At 46.9% G+C, this 17,047-nt stretch carries 10 protein-coding genes; 4 read left to right on the forward strand and 6 right to left on the reverse strand.

What is annotated here, in order from left to right:
* Positions 1–70: 70 nt before the first annotated feature.
* The 6 genes from odhB to sdhC form a co-directional block, all read right to left on the reverse strand.
* The gene (gene odhB / locus Q4Q52_RS11200) at positions 71–1,261 is read right to left on the reverse strand and encodes a 2-oxoglutarate dehydrogenase complex dihydrolipoyllysine-residue succinyltransferase (protein WP_311990646.1); all 1,191 of its coding nucleotides are present in this window, start codon (positions 1,259–1,261) and stop codon (positions 71–73) included.
* A 31-nt stretch (positions 1,262–1,292) separates the two neighbouring features.
* The gene (locus Q4Q52_RS11205; RefSeq protein ID WP_311990647.1) at positions 1,293–4,124 is read right to left on the reverse strand and encodes a 2-oxoglutarate dehydrogenase E1 component; all 2,832 of its coding nucleotides are present in this window, start codon (positions 4,122–4,124) and stop codon (positions 1,293–1,295) included.
* A gap of 214 nt (positions 4,125–4,338) precedes the next feature.
* Entirely contained in the window at positions 4,339–5,046 is a 708-nt protein-coding gene (locus tag Q4Q52_RS11210; protein WP_106650759.1) for a succinate dehydrogenase iron-sulfur subunit, read from the reverse strand.
* 11 nt (positions 5,047–5,057) lie between these two features.
* Positions 5,058–6,824 (reverse strand): succinate dehydrogenase flavoprotein subunit, encoded by a 1,767-nt coding sequence (gene sdhA / locus Q4Q52_RS11215; RefSeq protein ID WP_063884037.1) that lies wholly within the window; start codon positions 6,822–6,824, stop codon positions 5,058–5,060.
* Entirely contained in the window at positions 6,825–7,172 is a 348-nt protein-coding gene (gene sdhD / locus Q4Q52_RS11220) for a succinate dehydrogenase, hydrophobic membrane anchor protein (protein WP_311990648.1), read from the reverse strand. It lies immediately after the preceding gene.
* Positions 7,166–7,561 (reverse strand): succinate dehydrogenase, cytochrome b556 subunit, encoded by a 396-nt coding sequence (gene sdhC / locus Q4Q52_RS11225; protein ID WP_012089416.1) that lies wholly within the window; start codon positions 7,559–7,561, stop codon positions 7,166–7,168. Before sdhC ends, sdhD begins: the two co-directional genes overlap by 7 nt.
* A 415-nt stretch (positions 7,562–7,976) precedes the next feature.
* Between sdhC and Q4Q52_RS11230 the strand changes: the two genes are divergently transcribed.
* The 4 genes from Q4Q52_RS11230 to Q4Q52_RS11245 all read left to right on the forward strand — a co-directional run bounded on the left by Q4Q52_RS11230 (position 7,977) and on the right by Q4Q52_RS11245 (position 16,940).
* A complete protein-coding gene (locus Q4Q52_RS11230) occupies positions 7,977–9,263 on the forward strand; it encodes a citrate synthase (protein WP_071939348.1) in 1,287 nt (428 codons plus the stop codon).
* A 298-nt stretch (positions 9,264–9,561) separates the two neighbouring features.
* Positions 9,562–10,626, forward strand: coding sequence for an efflux RND transporter periplasmic adaptor subunit (locus Q4Q52_RS11235; protein WP_311990649.1), 1,065 nt, complete (start codon positions 9,562–9,564; stop codon positions 10,624–10,626).
* A 12-nt stretch (positions 10,627–10,638) separates the two neighbouring features.
* On the forward strand, positions 10,639–13,896 hold the full coding sequence (locus Q4Q52_RS11240; protein ID WP_311990650.1) for an efflux RND transporter permease subunit: 3,258 nt from the start codon (positions 10,639–10,641) through the stop codon (positions 13,894–13,896).
* Positions 13,893–16,940 carry an efflux RND transporter permease subunit gene (locus tag Q4Q52_RS11245; RefSeq protein WP_311890364.1) on the forward strand — a complete coding sequence of 1,016 codons (3,048 nt, stop codon included), beginning with the start codon at positions 13,893–13,895 and terminating at the stop codon, positions 16,938–16,940. The genes Q4Q52_RS11240 and Q4Q52_RS11245 overlap by 4 nt, the downstream gene beginning before the upstream one ends.
* Positions 16,941–17,047 lie beyond the last annotated feature (107 nt).

Here is a 17,047-nt window from a genome sequence, read left to right on the forward strand (position 1 = left end):
TGGCCCGTTTGGGCCAGTCACGAGGGTATGTCTGGCTATTTCTTTAAGCGCAAACTCTTAGCGAGTTGTCTTACAGATCAAGCAGCAGACGAGTTGGGTCTTCTAGGAAGTCTTTAATCGCCACCAAGAAACCAACAGACTCACGGCCATCAACAATACGATGGTCATATGAGAGTGCCAGGTACATCATGGGCAGGATTTCAACCTGACCATTGACTGCCATTGGGCGATCTTTAATGGCATGCATGCCTAAAATCGCGCTTTGTGGCAGGTTAAGAATTGGTGTAGACATCAATGAACCGAAAACGCCACCGTTAGTCACAGTGAAGTTACCGCCAGTCATGTCAGCCACAGTCAGCTTACCGTCACGGCCTTTAAGGGCTAAGTCACGAACTGCTTTTTCGATTTCAGCTAAGTTCATGGTATCAGTGTCACGTAACACTGGTGTTACCAGACCACGTGGCGTTGATACTGCGATGCTGATGTCGAAGTAGTTGTGATAAACGATATCATCGCCATCAATAGACGCGTTGACTTCTGGGAAACGTTTCAGCGCTTCAGTCACAGCTTTGATGTAGAAAGACATAAAGCCTAAACGGATACCGTGGCGCTTTTCAAAGATATCTTGGTATTGCTTACGGATATCCATGATTGGCTTCATGTTCACTTCGTTAAATGTCGTGAGCATAGCGGTAGAGTTTTTCGCTTCTAACAAGCGGTTAGCGATTGTCTTACGCAGACGTGTCATTGGCACGCGCTTCTCGCTACGGCCAGCCGCTAACGGAGCCACAGCAGGTGCTGCTGGCGCCGCTGCTTTAGGGGCAGACTTAACAAAAGCTTCAACGTCTTCTTTCGTAATACGACCACCCACACCCGTGCCTTTTACTTTGCTAGCATCAACATTGTGCTCGGCAAGTAAACGGCGTACAGATGGGCTTAACGCATCACTGCTTTCATCGCTGGTTTCAGCTGCTGGCGTTGCCGCTTCTGCTTCAGCTTTAGTCACTTCTTGGCCAGAAACTGCACCAGCGATGAACTTAGCGATCACTTGTTCACCTAAAACAGTGGCTCCTTCTTCAAATAAAAACTCGCCAATGTGGCCATCTTCTGGCGCAACCACTTCAAGAACCACTTTATCGGTTTCAATATCAACCAGGTTTTGATCACGAGAAACTTGCTCGCCCACTTTCACATGCCAAGTGGCAATCGTGGCATCGGCAACAGATTCTGGTAGTACAGGTACCTTGATTTCGATACTCATGAAAAACTATCCTTTTATAAAATGTCTATTACTACAGTGTGATTGTAAGTTTCAGGGCAATGTTCACTAAAGATTCTTGCTGATGTGTATGTAACTCAGGGTAACCACATGCTGGCGCAGCTGACGCTTCACGGCCGGCATAAGTTAACTGTGCACCTGCAGGAATCGCGGCCCAGAAATGGTGTTGACTCGAGTACCAAGCACCTTGGTTCTGTGGCTCTTCCTGACACCAAACAAAATCTTTAACATGTTGGTAATCAGCCAAAGCAACGATCATTTCATCATGTGGGAACGGATATAACTGTTCAACACGAATTAACGCTACGTTAGTGATGTTTTCTTTACGACGTTTTTCCAGTAGTTCGAAGTAAACTTTACCACTACAGAAAACAACGCGATCCACTTTGCTTGCTTCCAAGGTATCGATTTCACCGATCACATTTTGGAAACTACCACTGGCCAATTCTTCCAAACTCGACACGGCTAATGGATGACGCAGCAATGATTTAGGCGACATCACGATAAGCGGTCGACGCATTGGGCGCACCACTTGACGGCGCAACATATGGTAAACCTGTGCAGGTGTTGAAGGCACACACACTTGCATGTTGTGGTTAGCACACATTTGCAAGAAACGCTCTAAACGGGCGCTTGAGTGCTCTGGACCTTGGCCTTCATAACCATGGGGCAACAACATAGTCAGACCACATAAACGGCCCCACTTTTGTTCACCCGATGACAAGAACTGGTCAATAACCACTTGGGCACAGTTGGCAAAGTCACCAAACTGGGCTTCCCAAATGGTCAGGCCGCCAGGTTCTGCCGTCGCATAGCCGTATTCAAATGCCAATACTGAGGCTTCAGATAACACTGAGTCAGTAATATCAATCGGACCTTGCTCATCGGCAATGTTGCGTAGTGGCATGTAAGTCGTGCCATCGTTTTGATTGTGCAACACAGCATGACGATGGAAGAAAGTGCCACGGCCAGAATCTTGACCTGTGATACGAACGCGCTTGTTGTCTTCCAGAATCGAGGCATAAGCCAAGGTTTCTGCAAAGCCCCAATCGAGTGGTTTCTCACCCTTTGCCATAGCAACACGGTCGCCATAAATCTTAGCAACACGGGATTGTAATGGATGGCTTTCAGGAACGTAGCTCAATTTGTCCGCAAGGTTTTGTAAACGTTCTGCCGACATCGCAGATTCGAACGCTTCGTCCCACTCACGACCAATATAAGGTGTCCAGTCAACAGAATGCAGCGTCATTGGACGCCATTCTTTCACCACACAATCACCCTGATCTAATGCGTCACGGTAATTATTGATAAGACCAGTCACCTCATCGGCAGCAATCACGTTTTCAGCAATTAACTTGTCTGCATAAATCTTACGTGGCGTTGGGTGTTTCTTGATCTTGGCATACATCAGCGGTTGAGTTGCACTTGGCTCATCGGCTTCGTTATGGCCATGACGGCGATAACAGACTAATTCAACCACCACATCACGTTTGAACTCGTTACGATAATCAACGGCTAACTGCGATACAAATGCAACCGCTTCTGGATCGTCAGAGTTAACGTGGAAAATCGGCGCCTGAACCATCTTAGCGATGTCAGTACAATATTCAGTTGAACGCACGTCCGCATGGTTAGACGTAGTGAAACCCACTTGGTTGTTCACTACGATGCGAATACTGCCGCCCACTTTAAAACCGCGGGTTTGAGACATGTTGAATGTCTCTTGTACTATCCCTTGACCCGCAATGGCTGAGTCACCGTGAATAGTAATAGGCATGACTTGTAAGCCATCCTTACAACCGCGACGGTCTTGGCGGGCACGTACCGAACCAATGACCACAGGGTTAACGATTTCAAGGTGCGATGGGTTAAAGGCTAGTGCTAAATGCACATTGCCGCCCGGCGTTTCGAAATCAGAGGAGAAACCTTGGTGGTACTTAACGTCACCCGAACCGTGGGTATCAGCATGCTTACCCGCGAACTCATCAAACAGTTCAGCAGGACGCTTACCTAATACGTTAACCAGTACGTTTAGACGACCACGGTGAGCCATACCAACGACGATTTCTTTAGTACCCGCTTCACCTGCACGATAAATAATTTCGCGCATCATAGGCACTAACGCATCGCCGCCTTCTAACGAGAAACGTTTCGCACCAGGGAATTTAGCACCTAAGTATTTTTCAATGCCTTCTGCGGCGTTTAAGCCTTCAAGAATGCGTGTCTTAACACTTTTATCGTAGTTAGCTTTACCTAAGGAAGGTTCGAGACGTTGTTGGATCCAGCGTTTCTCATCGGTATCGGTAATGTGCATATATTCAGCACCGATAGAACCACAATAAGTGGCTTTCAGTGCTTTTACCAAATCCGCAAGCTTCATGGTTTCGCCACCATGAGCAAAAGAACCAGTATTAAACTCACGATCCATGTCTTCTTTAGTCAGGCCGTGGAAGGCAGGATCTAAATCGGCCACAGGTTCGCGTTTCCACAGTTCTAGGGGGTCAAGGTTAGCACCTTGATGACCACGGAAACGATGGGCGTTAATTAACTGCAGGACTTTAACTTGCTTAGCATCCAATTCAGGATCCGTCACACGAGCAGAGCTCTTATGGCGTCCTTCTAACGCTAAACTGCGAAAATAATCACGTACTTTTGAGTGAGCAGCTTCAGGCGCATCAACAGAGGCACCGTTCACAGGAGGGAGATTATCAAATACCGCACGCCAATCATCAGCGACTGACTGTGGGTTTTCTTGATAGGCTTCATACATCTCTTCTACGTAGGTCGAATTTGCACCACTTAAGTGAGATGATTCGAGCCAGGCTTTCATGATGCCTTGGTGCATTTCTATTCCTTTCAAACTTTATACACGTGCTTAGCCATAGTATTAAATATGCAGTCTGTAGAGATTACCTTCGACGCATAATTTCTGCCGCCCCTAGATGTCCAGATATACGGCGCGTTGTCTTCCATTACATACGCAAAAGAGTCACCTTCTGCTACCAGAAAGTGACTCTTCAAGAGCTATATTATTATTGGTTTCAGCTCGGGTTCTCGCATTACACTGCTCGCTTCAACAGCATGGACTTAATATGACCAATTGCTTTAGTCGGATTAAGACCTTTTGGACACACGTCAACGCAGTTCATGATGCCGTGGCAACGGAACACACTATAGGCGTCGTCCAGCTCAGATAAACGTTCTTCTGTTGCTGTATCGCGACTGTCGATCAAGAAACGATATGCGTGAAGCAGACCGCTTGGACCGATAAACTTATCAGGATTCCACCAGAATGATGGGCAAGCCGTAGAACAACAGGCACACATGATACATTCGTACAGACCATCTAAATGAGCACGCTCTTCAGGTGATTGTAAGTGTTCACGGGCTGGTGCTTTCTCATCATTGATGAGGTAAGGCTTGATCTTCTCATACTGCTTATAGAACTGAGTTAAATCAACAACTAAGTCACGAACAACTGGCATACCTGGTAATGGGCGTATTTCTAATTTCTTGCCTTTAAAGGTTGAAATTGGGGTAATACACGCCAGACCATTTTTACCATTCATGTTCACACCGTCAGAGCCACACACACCTTCACGGCATGAGCGACGGAATGACAGAGTTGGATCTTGCTCTTTCAACTTAATCAGTGCATCGAGCACCATCATGTCAGAGCCGTCAGCTACTTCTAAGCTGTAATCCTGCATATACGGTTTAGTATCTACGTCAGGATTGTAGCGATAAACTGCAAATGTCAATTTCATCTTTGCAACTCCTAGTAGGTACGTTTCTTCGGTGGGAATGCTTCACGTAACTTAGGTGCCATGTTCACTGCACGACGATCCATCGTTTCAGTCACAGGGTCAAATAAGCTGTGGCATAACCAGTTCTCATCATCACGCTCTAAATAATCTTCACGTGAGTGAGCACCGCGACTTTCAGTACGGAAGTTAGCAGCATAGGCCGTAGCGATTGCTGTTGCCATTAGGTTATCTAACTCTAAACATTCAATACGTTGAGTATTGAATTCACGAGAGTTATCAGACAATTTAGCATTTGCAAGACGTTCACGAATCACTTTCAACTGCTCTAACCCTTCAGCCATAGCATCGCCACGACGGAATACAGAGAAGTTTAATTGCATACACAGTTGCAGATCCTTACGGATTTGCGCTGGATCTTCGCCATCTTTGTTGCTTTCCCAACGATTTAGACGAGCCAGTGATGCTTGAATATCCGCATCGCTTGCGTCTTTTGGATCGTCAGTCTCATCCAAAGCTTTACCTAAATGCTGACCCGCTGCGCGGCCAAAGACCACTAAATCGAGCAATGAGTTACCACCTAAGCGGTTTGCACCGTGAACAGATACACAGGCAATCTCACCCACAGCAAACAGACCGATAACATCTTGTTCAGTGCCGTCTTCATTCTTACGAATAACTTGACCACTGACCTTAGTTGGCAGACCGCCCATCATGTAGTGACAGGTTGGTAATACTGGGATTGGACCATCGGCCGGATCGATATGGGCAAAGGTACGAGACAATTCACACACGCCTGGTAAACGTGCTTCTAATGTTTCTTTACCTAAGTGATCAAGCTTGAGTAAACAGTGTGGACCTAATGGACCGTCTAAACCACGACCTTCGCGGATTTCAGTCATCATTGAACGCGCTACCACGTCGCGTGATGCCAAATCTTTCGCGTTAGGGGCATAACGCTCCATAAAGCGCTCGCCGTCTTTGTTCAGCAGATAACCGCCTTCACCACGACAACCTTCAGTCACAAGTACACCCGCGCCGGCGATGCCAGTTGGGTGGAATTGCCACATTTCCATGTCTTGCATTTGCACGCCAGCACGCATTGCCATACCGACACCGTCACCGGTGTTGATATGCGCGTTAGTAGTAGAAGCGTAAATACGCCCTGCACCACCGGTCGCTAGAATCGTTGCTTTGGCTTTGAAATAAACGATATCACCCGTTTCAATTTCAATCGCAGTACAACCCACAACAGCGCCATCATCGTTTTTAACGAGATCTAATGCATACCATTCTGAGAAGACTTGCGTCTTATGCTTAACGTTTTGTTGGTATAAACAGTGCAACAAAGCATGACCAGTACGGTCGGCAGCTGCCGCAGTACGTGCAGCCTGCTCGCCGCCAAAGTTCTTAGATTGACCACCAAATGGACGTTGGTAAATCGTGCCATTTTCGAAACGAGAGAAAGGCAAACCCATTTGCTCAAGTTCAATAACGGCTTCAGGACCGGTTTTACACATGAACTCAATCGCTTCTTGGTCACCGATAAAATCGGAACCCTTCACGGTATCGTACATATGCTGTTCCCAATGATCTTCATGGGCGTTACCTAACGCAACAGTGATACCACCCTGCGCAGATACGGTATGAGAACGAGTTGGAAATACTTTTGATAAAAGCGCACAGCTTTTACCTTCTTTGGAAATCTGCAGCGCTGCACGCATACCAGCGCCACCGGCACCGATCACTACAGCATCAAATTCGCGTACTGGAATACTCACTTAGACACCCCACACAATAACAATGCCGGCCGCAAAATAACAAAATACGGTAACGACAAAGGTGAACTGTAAAACACCACGTAACGACGTGCACTTGACGTAATCTGTCAGCACTTGCCATACACCAATCCAAGCGTGTACGAGTAATGCAACCAGCGTCAGAAGTGTAAACACTTTCATTGGCAGAGCGCTAAAAAGGCCATGCCAGACGTCGTAGGTGAGAGGGGAACTACATGCAATAAAGCCAACCAAGAAAATGGTGTAACAGGCGAGGATCACTGCACTAGCGCGTAGTAGAATAAAGTCATGAACACCACTGCGTCCAAAACTTGCTGCATTGGTTACCATACCCAAATCCCCGCTATGATTGAAAAGGCTACCGTTAAGGCAAATACAGCTTTCGCTGATGCGGCACCCGATGACAATTCTTCCCAACGACCGGTATCCATTACTAAGTGACGTAGGCCACCAAACAAGTGATACGCCAGTGCAGTCATAATGCCCCACAGGATGAACTTCATAACGAAGTTATCAAATAGAGATTGCACGCCAGCGAAACTTTCAGCTGATGCTAAAGATGAATTTAGCAACCAAATGAGAATGCCAACTGCGAACAGCATGATGACACCGGAAACACGGTGAAGAATTGACACAATCGCTGTTGCAGGAAAGCGAATGGTCTGCAGATCTAAATGGACAGGTCTTTGCTTTTTCACGTTCTGCTCACTCAGCTCCATTGAGCATTTTTTTTGTTATGTGAACCGCTTTTGTACAAACTTTAAACTGGGATGTGAATCACGGCAAAAGTAAACACAAAAGCAAAGTTTAAACAAACAGTTAACTATCTGAGCACGCACTCATTTAACATGTAAACAGAGGGTGCTTTATAATCGTTGTTTGCGGCCCTTATTGGGCGAGGCAAGTATACTCGCGGCAAATGTCAAATACAAACATCACAGAATGCAAATTATGTTTTTTTGACGAATTTTTACTGTAAGTGCCAGTTCCGCATGGGAAAGTAAAGGCATTTATACCATGGTCTAACAAATTTAAACGCTTATTTAAATTGAAATGTGATCTAGAATGGCTGTAAAGTAATGGCGGTTTGACATGCCGCACTCACAGATAAGAACTAAGTAAGGAGAACGGGGTATGGCTGATTTAAAAGCCAAATTAGAATTACCAGGGAACGACTCGATAGAATTGCCAGTAAAGCAGGGAACCGCTGGTTTTGACGTAATCGACATCAGTAAACTTGGCAGCAAAGGTTACTTTACTTTTGATCCAGGTTTTCTTGCGACTGCCTCCTGTGAATCTGCAATTACCTACATTGATGGTGATCTGGGTATATTGTTACACCGTGGCTATCCAATCGATCAACTAGCCGTTGACTCCGATTACCTAGACCTGTGTTATCTGCTGCTTTACGGTGAACTGCCGACGAAAGCGCAATATACTGAGTTTGTACATACAGTTAAAACCCACACTATGGTTCACGAGCAGCTAGCCTTCTTCTTTAGAGGTTTCCGTCGTGATGCTCATCCTATGGCCATGTTATGTGGTGTGACGGGTGCATTATCTGCATTTTACCAAGACTCTCTGGATGTTAACGATCCACGTCACCGCGAAATCGCCGCTTATCGCTTAGTCTCAAAAATGCCTACGATAGCAGCCATGTGCTACAAGTATTCTTCAGGCCAGCCATTCGTGTACCCACGTAATGACTTAAGCTATGCGGGTAACTTCTTAAGCATGATGTTTGCTGTGCCATGCGAAGAATACATAGTTAACCCTATCGTTGAACGTGCAATGGACAGGATCTTCATTTTACATGCTGATCATGAACAAAATGCATCGACTTCAACCGTACGTTTAGCCGGTTCTTCAGGTGCTAACCCATTTGCGTGTATCGCAGCGGGTATCGCGTCTCTTTGGGGCCCTGCACACGGCGGCGCTAACGAAGCCTGTTTGCAAATGTTAGAAGAAATCGGTTCAGTTGACCGCATTCCTGAATTCATTGAACGTGCTAAAGACAAGAACGATCCATTCCGTCTGATGGGCTTTGGACACCGTGTTTACAAAAACTTTGACCCACGTGCCAAAGTTATGCGTGAAACCTGTCACGAAGTGCTGAAAGAACTGAAAGTTAACGATCCACTATTGGATGTGGCAATGGAGCTTGAGCGCATTGCGCTTGAAGACGAATACTTCATTTCTAAGAAGCTGTATCCAAACGTCGACTTCTACTCTGGCATCATCATGAAAGCCATTGGTATTCCAACCAGTATGTTCACTGTGCTGTTTGCACTGGCTCGTACTGTAGGCTGGATTGCTCACTGGAAAGAAATGTTAGATCAACCAGGCCACAAAATCAGCCGTCCACGTCAGTTATACACTGGCGAAACTGCACGTGATTTCGTCGCACAAGACAAACGCTAAGTCCCACGACTTACGCATTAAAAAGCGCCTGAGGGCGCTTTTTTCATATCGAACAATCACCTTTTACACTCCCCTTGTTAGACAAAATACATTGTTGCAATTGCCTACTTGCATAACCGCTGTTAACCGCCTTTAGTTATTCTCATCACTTTTTAAACTTTTTAGCTACATTTAGTGAAATCCACACATTAGCCCTAACTTAAATATAGCTTAACTATATGAAATTAAGCTACATTTAACATTGGCATGGTTTCTGCTATCAAATGGCATCACAATAAAGACAACAGGTAACACACTTATGGAAAAGTCAAACATTGCTAAATTCGCCCTACCCCTGCTCATGATTTCAATGCTAGCAGCCTGTGGCAAGGAAGAAATGGCTAAAAAAGAAGAAAAATATGCCATTCCCGTCGAAACCACCACAGTGATGCAAGGAAACGTTTCATCTTTCTACAGCACAACAGCCACCTTAGAAGCACCTCAAGAAGCCAATGTCGTCAGCCGCATTTCTGGACTCATTGAATCATTGGCCGTTGAAGAAGGTGACCGCGTGCAGAAGGGGCAAGTGCTCGCCGTTATCGATGCCAAAAGACAGCAATACGATTTAGACCGCTCAGAAGCCGAAGTTAAAATCATTGAGCAGGAATTGAATCGTCTGAAGAAAATGGGCAACAAAGAATTTATCAGCGCTGATTCGATGGCCAAACTTGAATATAACTTGCAAGCCGCCATCGCTAAGAAAGATCTTGCCGAGCTACAAGTTAGTGAAAGCCGCGTACTGTCCCCTATCAGCGGTGTCGTCGCTAAACGTTATGTGAAAGCAGGCAACATGGCGAAGGAATTTGGCGACTTGTTCTACATAGTCAATCAAGATGAACTCCACGGTATAGTCCATCTGCCAGAGCAACAACTTGCCAGCTTAAGACTTGGCCAAGAAGCACAAGTGTTCAGCAATCAACAAAGTAAAAATGCTATCCATGCCAAAGTGCTGCGGATAAGCCCGATTGTTGACCCGCAAAGTGGCACGTTTAAAGTGACATTAGCCGTACCGAATCAAGAAGCGCGCCTAAAAGCAGGGATGTTTACCCGTGTTGAGCTTAAGTATGACACCCACGAAAACGTGATTACGGTTCCCTACAGTGCACTGATCAACCAAGATAACAGGCAAGCTCTGTATGTTATCGATGGCACCAATGCGAACCGCCGTGAAGTCGAAATTGGCTACCGTGAAGGTGACTTTGTGGAAGTAGTTGCAGGCATTAACCCAGGCGAACAAGTCGTTACCCGCGGCCAGCAAAACTTGAAAGACCAATCCTTAGTCGAAGTGATCACCCCACTCGATCTTGCTTCCGCTAAGAACTGATAGGAGTCTTTCATGTCAATTATCAGCACTTCCGTTAAACGGCCAGTCACGGTATGGATGTTCATGCTGGCGGTGATTTTATTCGGCATGGTGGGATTTTCCCGCTTAGCGGTAAAGTTACTGCCAGACTTAAGCTATCCCACATTAACCATCCGCACTATGTATGACGGTGCGGCGCCAGTAGAAGTTGAACAGCTCGTCTCTAAACCGATTGAAGAAGCCGTTGGCGTGGTCAAAGGCTTACGTAAAATCAGTTCTATTTCGCGCTCAGGCATGTCAGATGTAGTGCTCGAGTTTGAATGGGGCACCACAATGGACATGGCGAGTTTAGATGTGCGCGAAAAACTCGACACTATCGCCCTGCCTTTGGACGTTAAAAAGCCCTTATTACTGCGTTTTAACCCCAACCTTGACCCAATCATGCGTCTCGCGTTGTCTGTCCCCAATGCTTCAGAAGCCGATCTTAAGCAAATGCGCACCTACGCAGAAGAAGAGCTTAAGCGTCGCTTAGAAGCGCTTTCTGGGGTCGCCGCCGTGCGTTTATCCGGCGGCCTAGAGCAAGAAGTACACATTCAGCTCAATCAAGAAAAACTATCGCAACTTAATCTCAATGCCGACGACATTAAACGTCGTATTAATGAGGAAAACATCAACCTCTCTGCCGGTAAAGTGATCCAAGGTGATCGCGAATACTTAGTGCGCACACTTAATCAATTCAATTCATTGGATGAACTTGGCCAAGTGATCGTCTATCGCGACGAGCAAACCTTAGTGCGTTTATTCGAAGTCGCCACCATTACCGATGCCTTTAAAGAGCGTAGCGATATCACCCGTATCGGTAGCCAAGAATCGATTGAACTGGCGATTTATAAAGAAGGTGATGCTAACACTGTCGCCGTCGCCAAAAAACTGCGCGATGAACTCGTCAAAATTAATCAAGATCCTAAGCAAAACAAACTCGAAGTAATTTACGATCAATCCGAGTTTATCGAAAGTGCGGTCAGTGAAGTCACCTCTTCGGCGCTGATGGGCAGTTTATTATCTATGCTGGTGATTTACCTGTTCCTGCGTAACATCATTCCAACGCTGATTATCTCCATCTCGATTCCCTTCTCGGTTATCGCTACCTTTAACATGATGTATTTTGCCGATATCAGCTTAAACATCATGTCATTAGGTGGTATTGCACTCGCCATTGGTCTGTTAGTCGATAACGCCATTGTGGTATTAGAGAACATCGACCGCTGTCGCAGGGAAGGCATGAGTAAGTTAGACGCTGCAGTCACAGGAACTAAAGAAGTAGCGGGCGCGATTTTCGCCTCCACACTGACGACCCTTGCGGTATTTGTACCCTTAGTGTTTGTAGATGGGATTGCCGGTGCCCTGTTCTCCGACCAAGCGCTGACGGTCACCTTTGCTTTATTAGCCTCGCTGTTAGTCGCCTTAACCTCTATCCCTATGCTGGCATCACGCGAAGGCTTTAAAACCTTACCCGCGCTGATAAAAACCACGCCAAAGGATAAACCCACCACTAAAATGGGTAAACTTAAGCACTACAGCGCGACTGTGTTCTCATTCCCTATTCTGTTGATATTTAGTTACTTACCTAGTGCATTACTGACCTTAGTGCTGATTTTAGGCCGCTTCTTCTCCTGGCTAATCGGTCTTATCATGCGTCCTTTGAGTTCAGGGTTTAACTTTGTCTACCACAGTATCGAGAAGGTTTATCACAAGCTGCTAGCCTCGGCGCTGCGTCAACAAATGACCACGCTGCTGCTCACCATTGCGATAACAAGTGCGTGTATTAGCCTATTACCTCGCCTAGGTATGGAGCTTATTCCACCGATGAATCAGGGCGAATTCTATGTAGAAATCCTACTGCCACCGGGTACTGCAGTGAGCGAAACCGATAAGGTATTGCAACAATTCGCGTTGTCTATCAAGGACAGACCCGAAGTCAAACATGCCTATAGCCAAGCTGGTAGCGGTGGTTTGATGACCTCGGATACTGCTCGCGGTGGTGAAAATTGGGGCCGCCTACAAGTGGTGCTGACAGATCACAGTGCCTATAACGCAATCACTCAAGTGCTGCGTGATACCGCACGCCGCATTCCTGAACTTGAAGCGAAAATCGAGCAACCTGAGTTGTTCAGCTTTAAAACGCCACTGGAGATTGAGCTCACGGGCTACGATTTGAACTTGCTCAAGCGCAGTGCCGATAGTCTAGTCAAAGCGTTATCCGCATCGGATCGTTTTGCTGATGTGAATACCAGTCTGCGTGATGGTCAACCTGAGCTGAGTATCCGTTTCGATCATGCAAGGTTAGCAGCGCTCGGAATGGACGCGCCAACGGTGGCGAATCGCATTGCCCAGCGGGTTGGCGGCACTATTGCCAGCCAATACACAGTACGTGATCGTAAGATTGATATTCTGGTGCGCAGTGAACTCGCCGAGCGCGATCATATCAGCGATATCGATGCCTTAATCATCAACCCGAACAGCAGCCAACCCATTGCCTTAAGCGCGGTTGCCGAAGTGTCATTACAATTAGGCCCCTCGGCGATTAACCGTATCAGCCAGCAACGTGTGGCATTGGTGTCGGCGAACCTCGCCTACGGTGACTTAAGCGATGCAGTGGCACAGGCGCAGCAAATACTGTCGCAACAAGTGCTGCCCGCATCGGTGCAAGCCCGCTTTGGTGGTCAAAATGAGGAAATGGAGCACTCGTTCCAGTCACTCAAAATTGCCCTTATCTTAGCGATTTTCTTAGTGTATTTAGTGATGGCGAGTCAGTTTGAGTCACTACTGCATCCCTTGCTTATCCTCTTTGCCGTGCCTATGGCATTGGCAGGTAGCGTGCTGGGTCTGTATATCACCCAAACCCATTTGAGTGTGGTGGTGTTTATCGGCCTTATCATGTTGGCGGGTATCGTGGTGAACAACGCGATTGTGCTTGTGGATCGCATCAACCAACTGCGCAGTGAAGGCGTTGAAAAACTCGATGCTATTCGCGCCGCCGCTAAATCGCGCCTACGCCCCATTATGATGACAACGCTCACCACCACCTTAGGCTTATTGCCGATGGCGCTGGGGTTAGGCGATGGTTCAGAGGTGCGTGCACCTATGGCGATTACGGTGATCTTTGGTCTGAGTTTATCCACTTTACTGACCTTAATTGTGCTGCCGGTGCTCTACGCCCTGTTCGACCGTAAAGTGTATGACGTTGCAGCCACAGATATCGCGCATGACGTTGAGGAGGCTCGCCCATGAACCTCACCCGTTTAGCCATTAAGCGTCCCGTGACCACCAGCATGTTCTTCTTTGCTATCTTGCTATTTGGTCTCGCCTCGAGTCGTTTGTTACCGCTGGAAATGTTCCCCGGTATCGATATTCCGCAGATTGTGGTGCAAGTGCCCTACAAGGGCTCAACCCCCGCTGAAGTAGAGCGCGATATCACCAAAGTGCTGGAGGAATCCCTCGCCACTATGGGTGGGATTGATGAGCTCGAATCTGAATCTTCCCAAGAAGGTTCTGAAATCGAAATCAACATGAAGTGGGGTGAAAACGTTGCTACTAAGAGCCTAGAAGCGCGGGAAAAAATCGATGCGGTGCGGCATTTACTGCCAAAGGACGTTGAGCGGGTCTTTATCCGCCAATTCTCCACCGCCGACATGCCTGTGCTCACGATACGTATATCGAGCGACCGCGAGCTGTCAGGCGCATTCGATTTACTCGATAAACAGCTCAAGCGTCCACTTGAACGTGTTGAAGGTGTCTCTAAGGTTAGCCTGTACGGCGTTGAACAAAAGCAAATTGAAGTACGTATAAATGCCGACCGTCTTGCCGCCAGTGGATTTTCAGCTACCGACTTGCAAGCCCGCCTCGGCAGAGAAAACTTTGTGATTAGCGCAGGCACACTCAGGGCCAGTAACATCGTTTACCAAGTGTCGCCGAAGGGCGAGTTTAGAAACCTTGAAGATATCAAAGCACTGGTGCTAATCCCAGGATTGACCTTAGGCGATGTTGCAGATGTGCAGTTTGCTTTGCCCGAGCGTATCGAAGGCCGGCACTTAGATCAGCACTATGCTGTCGGTTTAGATGTGTTTAAGGAATCAGGCGCTAACTTAGTCGAAGTGTCTGAACGCGTACTAAAAGTCATTGAACTAGCGAAACAAGATCAGCAATTCCAAGGTATTCGTCTGTTTATCATGGAAGATCAAGCCTCTGGGGTTAAATCGTCACTGATGGACCTTTTACTTTCGGGCTTAATCGGTGCCCTGCTGTCCTTTGTGGTGCTGTACTTGTTCCTACGTAATTTGAAAATGACCTTAGTGGTCGTGTCGTCTGTGCCGATTTCCATCGGTATGACGCTCGCCGCCATGTATTTACTCGGTTATAGCTTGAATATCCTGTCTATGATGGGACTCTTACTCGCCATTGGTATGTTAATTGATAACGCTGTAGTAGTGACCGAGAGCGTGTTGCAGGAGAAACAGGGCAAATCACCCAAGGATAATGAAGAGTCAGTGATGACTGGGGTCGATAAAGTGTCCCTCGCCGTATTGGCGGGCACTATGACCACTGCCATCGTATTTTTACCCAATATTTTTGGCGTGAAAGTGGAACTGACGATTTTCCTCGAGCATGTTGCCATCGCGATTTGTATCTCGCTTGCGGCATCACTACTGGTTGCTAAAACCTTGATCCCTTTGATGTTGACTAAGTTCCACTTCGATATCGCGCCCGAAAAGGATGCCGGTAAGTTACAGCGCTTCTACAACAATACGCTTAACTGGGTATTGCTGAGGCCTTGGCGTTCAGGCTTGATTGCGGTGGCCATTCTCGCCTCTACCGCCCTGCCGCTGTCTATGGTCAAACAAGATCAAGAAGACAGCCAGAGCAAGGAGCGGATTTACATCAACTACCAAGTGGAAGGTCGGCATAATCTCAATGTGACTGAAGCTATGGTCAATCAAATGGAAGAGTATCTTTATAAAAATAAAGAGGAATTTCATATTGATTCTGTCTACAGCTACTATTCATCCGACGACGGTTCATCGGTGATATTGCTGAAGAAAGACTTACCTATACCATTGGATGAGTTGAAAAAGAAAATCCGTAGCGGCTTTCCTAAGTATTCCATCGCTAAACCGCAATTTGGTTGGGGCAATGACAACTCTGGTGTGCGCGTGACGCTCACAGGGCGCTCAACCTCTGAGCTGATTAACTTAAGCGAACAAGTGATCCCTTTGCTGCAAAATATCAAAGGAATGCAAGACGTTCGCTCTGAGCTTAACGGTGCGCAACAGGAAGTGGTTATCCGCATCGACAGGCAAATGGCGGCGCGGTTAGATTTAAAACTCAATGAAATCGCTTCGAGTATCTCTATGGCACTGCGCGGTTCACCGCTGCGCTCGTTCCGCCACGATCCTAATGGCGAACTGCGCATCGAAATGGCCTATGAGAAAGAGTGGCAAAAGTCGCTCGAAAAACTCAAGCAGTTACCAATAGTGCGCATCGACCAAAGGGTGTACACCTTGGATAACTTAGCGAAGATTGAAATCCAACCTCGCTTCGATACGATCAAGCACTTTAATCGCCAAACCTCTTTGTCGATTGGCGCTAACTTAGAAAACCTCACCACGGAAGAAGCGCAAACTAAGATCAAGCAAGTGATGGAAAATATCCATTTCCCTAATGGTTACGACTATTCATTACGCGGTGGATTCGAGCGTCAAGATGAAGATCAGAATGTGATGGCAACCAATATGCTATTGGCTGTCGCGATGATTTATATCGTCATGGCGGCGCTATTTGAGTCGCTGTTATTGCCGACGGCGATTATCACTTCAATCCTATTTTCTATCACAGGTGTATTCTGGGCGCTGTTTATCACGGGCACGCCTATTTCTGTGATGGCCATGATAGGCATCTTGATTTTAATGGGAATTGTGGTGAATAACGGCATCGTTCTGGTGGATCAAATTAACCAGATGACGCCGGATCTCGACAAATTGTCCGCCACCATTCGAGACGTGTGTATCACGCGTTTGCGGCCAGTATTGATGACAGTGGGCACCACAGTGTTGGGCTTAGTGCCACTGGCGATGGGTGAAACCCAAATCGGTGGCGGCGGCCCGCCGTATTCGCCCATGGCAATCGCCATTATTGGTGGCTTGTCGTTCTCGACTTTGACTAGCTTGTACTTAGTACCCTTGTGCTACCAAGCCTTGTATCGAATGCGCCATCGTGCCGCCATTCGTTTAGGCCAAGCCGACCGCGTAGCTCAAAAGCTACTACCTTGGACAGTGTAGCCAGCTTCAACAACTGAATATGCTTTTGAAGCAAGTGACATTAAAACAATGAACCAAAAGGCTGCAGCGCAGCCTTTTCTATTTATGAATCGAACCAGAATATCTTA

This window comes from Shewanella sp. SP1S2-4, from assembly GCF_031932075.1.
GTDB classification, from domain to species: domain Bacteria; phylum Pseudomonadota; class Gammaproteobacteria; order Enterobacterales; family Shewanellaceae; genus Shewanella; species Shewanella baltica.

Excerpts from the sequence above, each read along its gene's own strand:
- odhB (WP_311990646.1), bottom strand. The coding sequence starts at position 1,261 with ATGAGTATCGAAATCAAGGTACCTGTACTACCAGAATCTGTTGCCGAT.
- Q4Q52_RS11205 (WP_311990647.1), bottom strand. The coding sequence starts at position 4,124 with ATGCACCAAGGCATCATGAAAGCCTGGCTCGAATCATCTCACTTAAGT.
- Q4Q52_RS11210 (WP_106650759.1), bottom strand. The coding sequence starts at position 5,046 with ATGAAATTGACATTTGCAGTTTATCGCTACAATCCTGACGTAGATACT.
- sdhD (WP_311990648.1), bottom strand. The coding sequence starts at position 7,172 with ATGGTAACCAATGCAGCAAGTTTTGGACGCAGTGGTGTTCATGACTTT.
- sdhC (WP_012089416.1), bottom strand. The coding sequence starts at position 7,561 with ATGGAGCTGAGTGAGCAGAACGTGAAAAAGCAAAGACCTGTCCATTTA.
- Q4Q52_RS11230 (WP_071939348.1), top strand. The coding sequence starts at position 7,977 with ATGGCTGATTTAAAAGCCAAATTAGAATTACCAGGGAACGACTCGATA.
- Q4Q52_RS11235 (WP_311990649.1), top strand. The coding sequence starts at position 9,562 with ATGGAAAAGTCAAACATTGCTAAATTCGCCCTACCCCTGCTCATGATT.
- Q4Q52_RS11240 (WP_311990650.1), top strand. The coding sequence starts at position 10,639 with ATGTCAATTATCAGCACTTCCGTTAAACGGCCAGTCACGGTATGGATG.
- Q4Q52_RS11245 (WP_311890364.1), top strand. The coding sequence starts at position 13,893 with ATGAACCTCACCCGTTTAGCCATTAAGCGTCCCGTGACCACCAGCATG.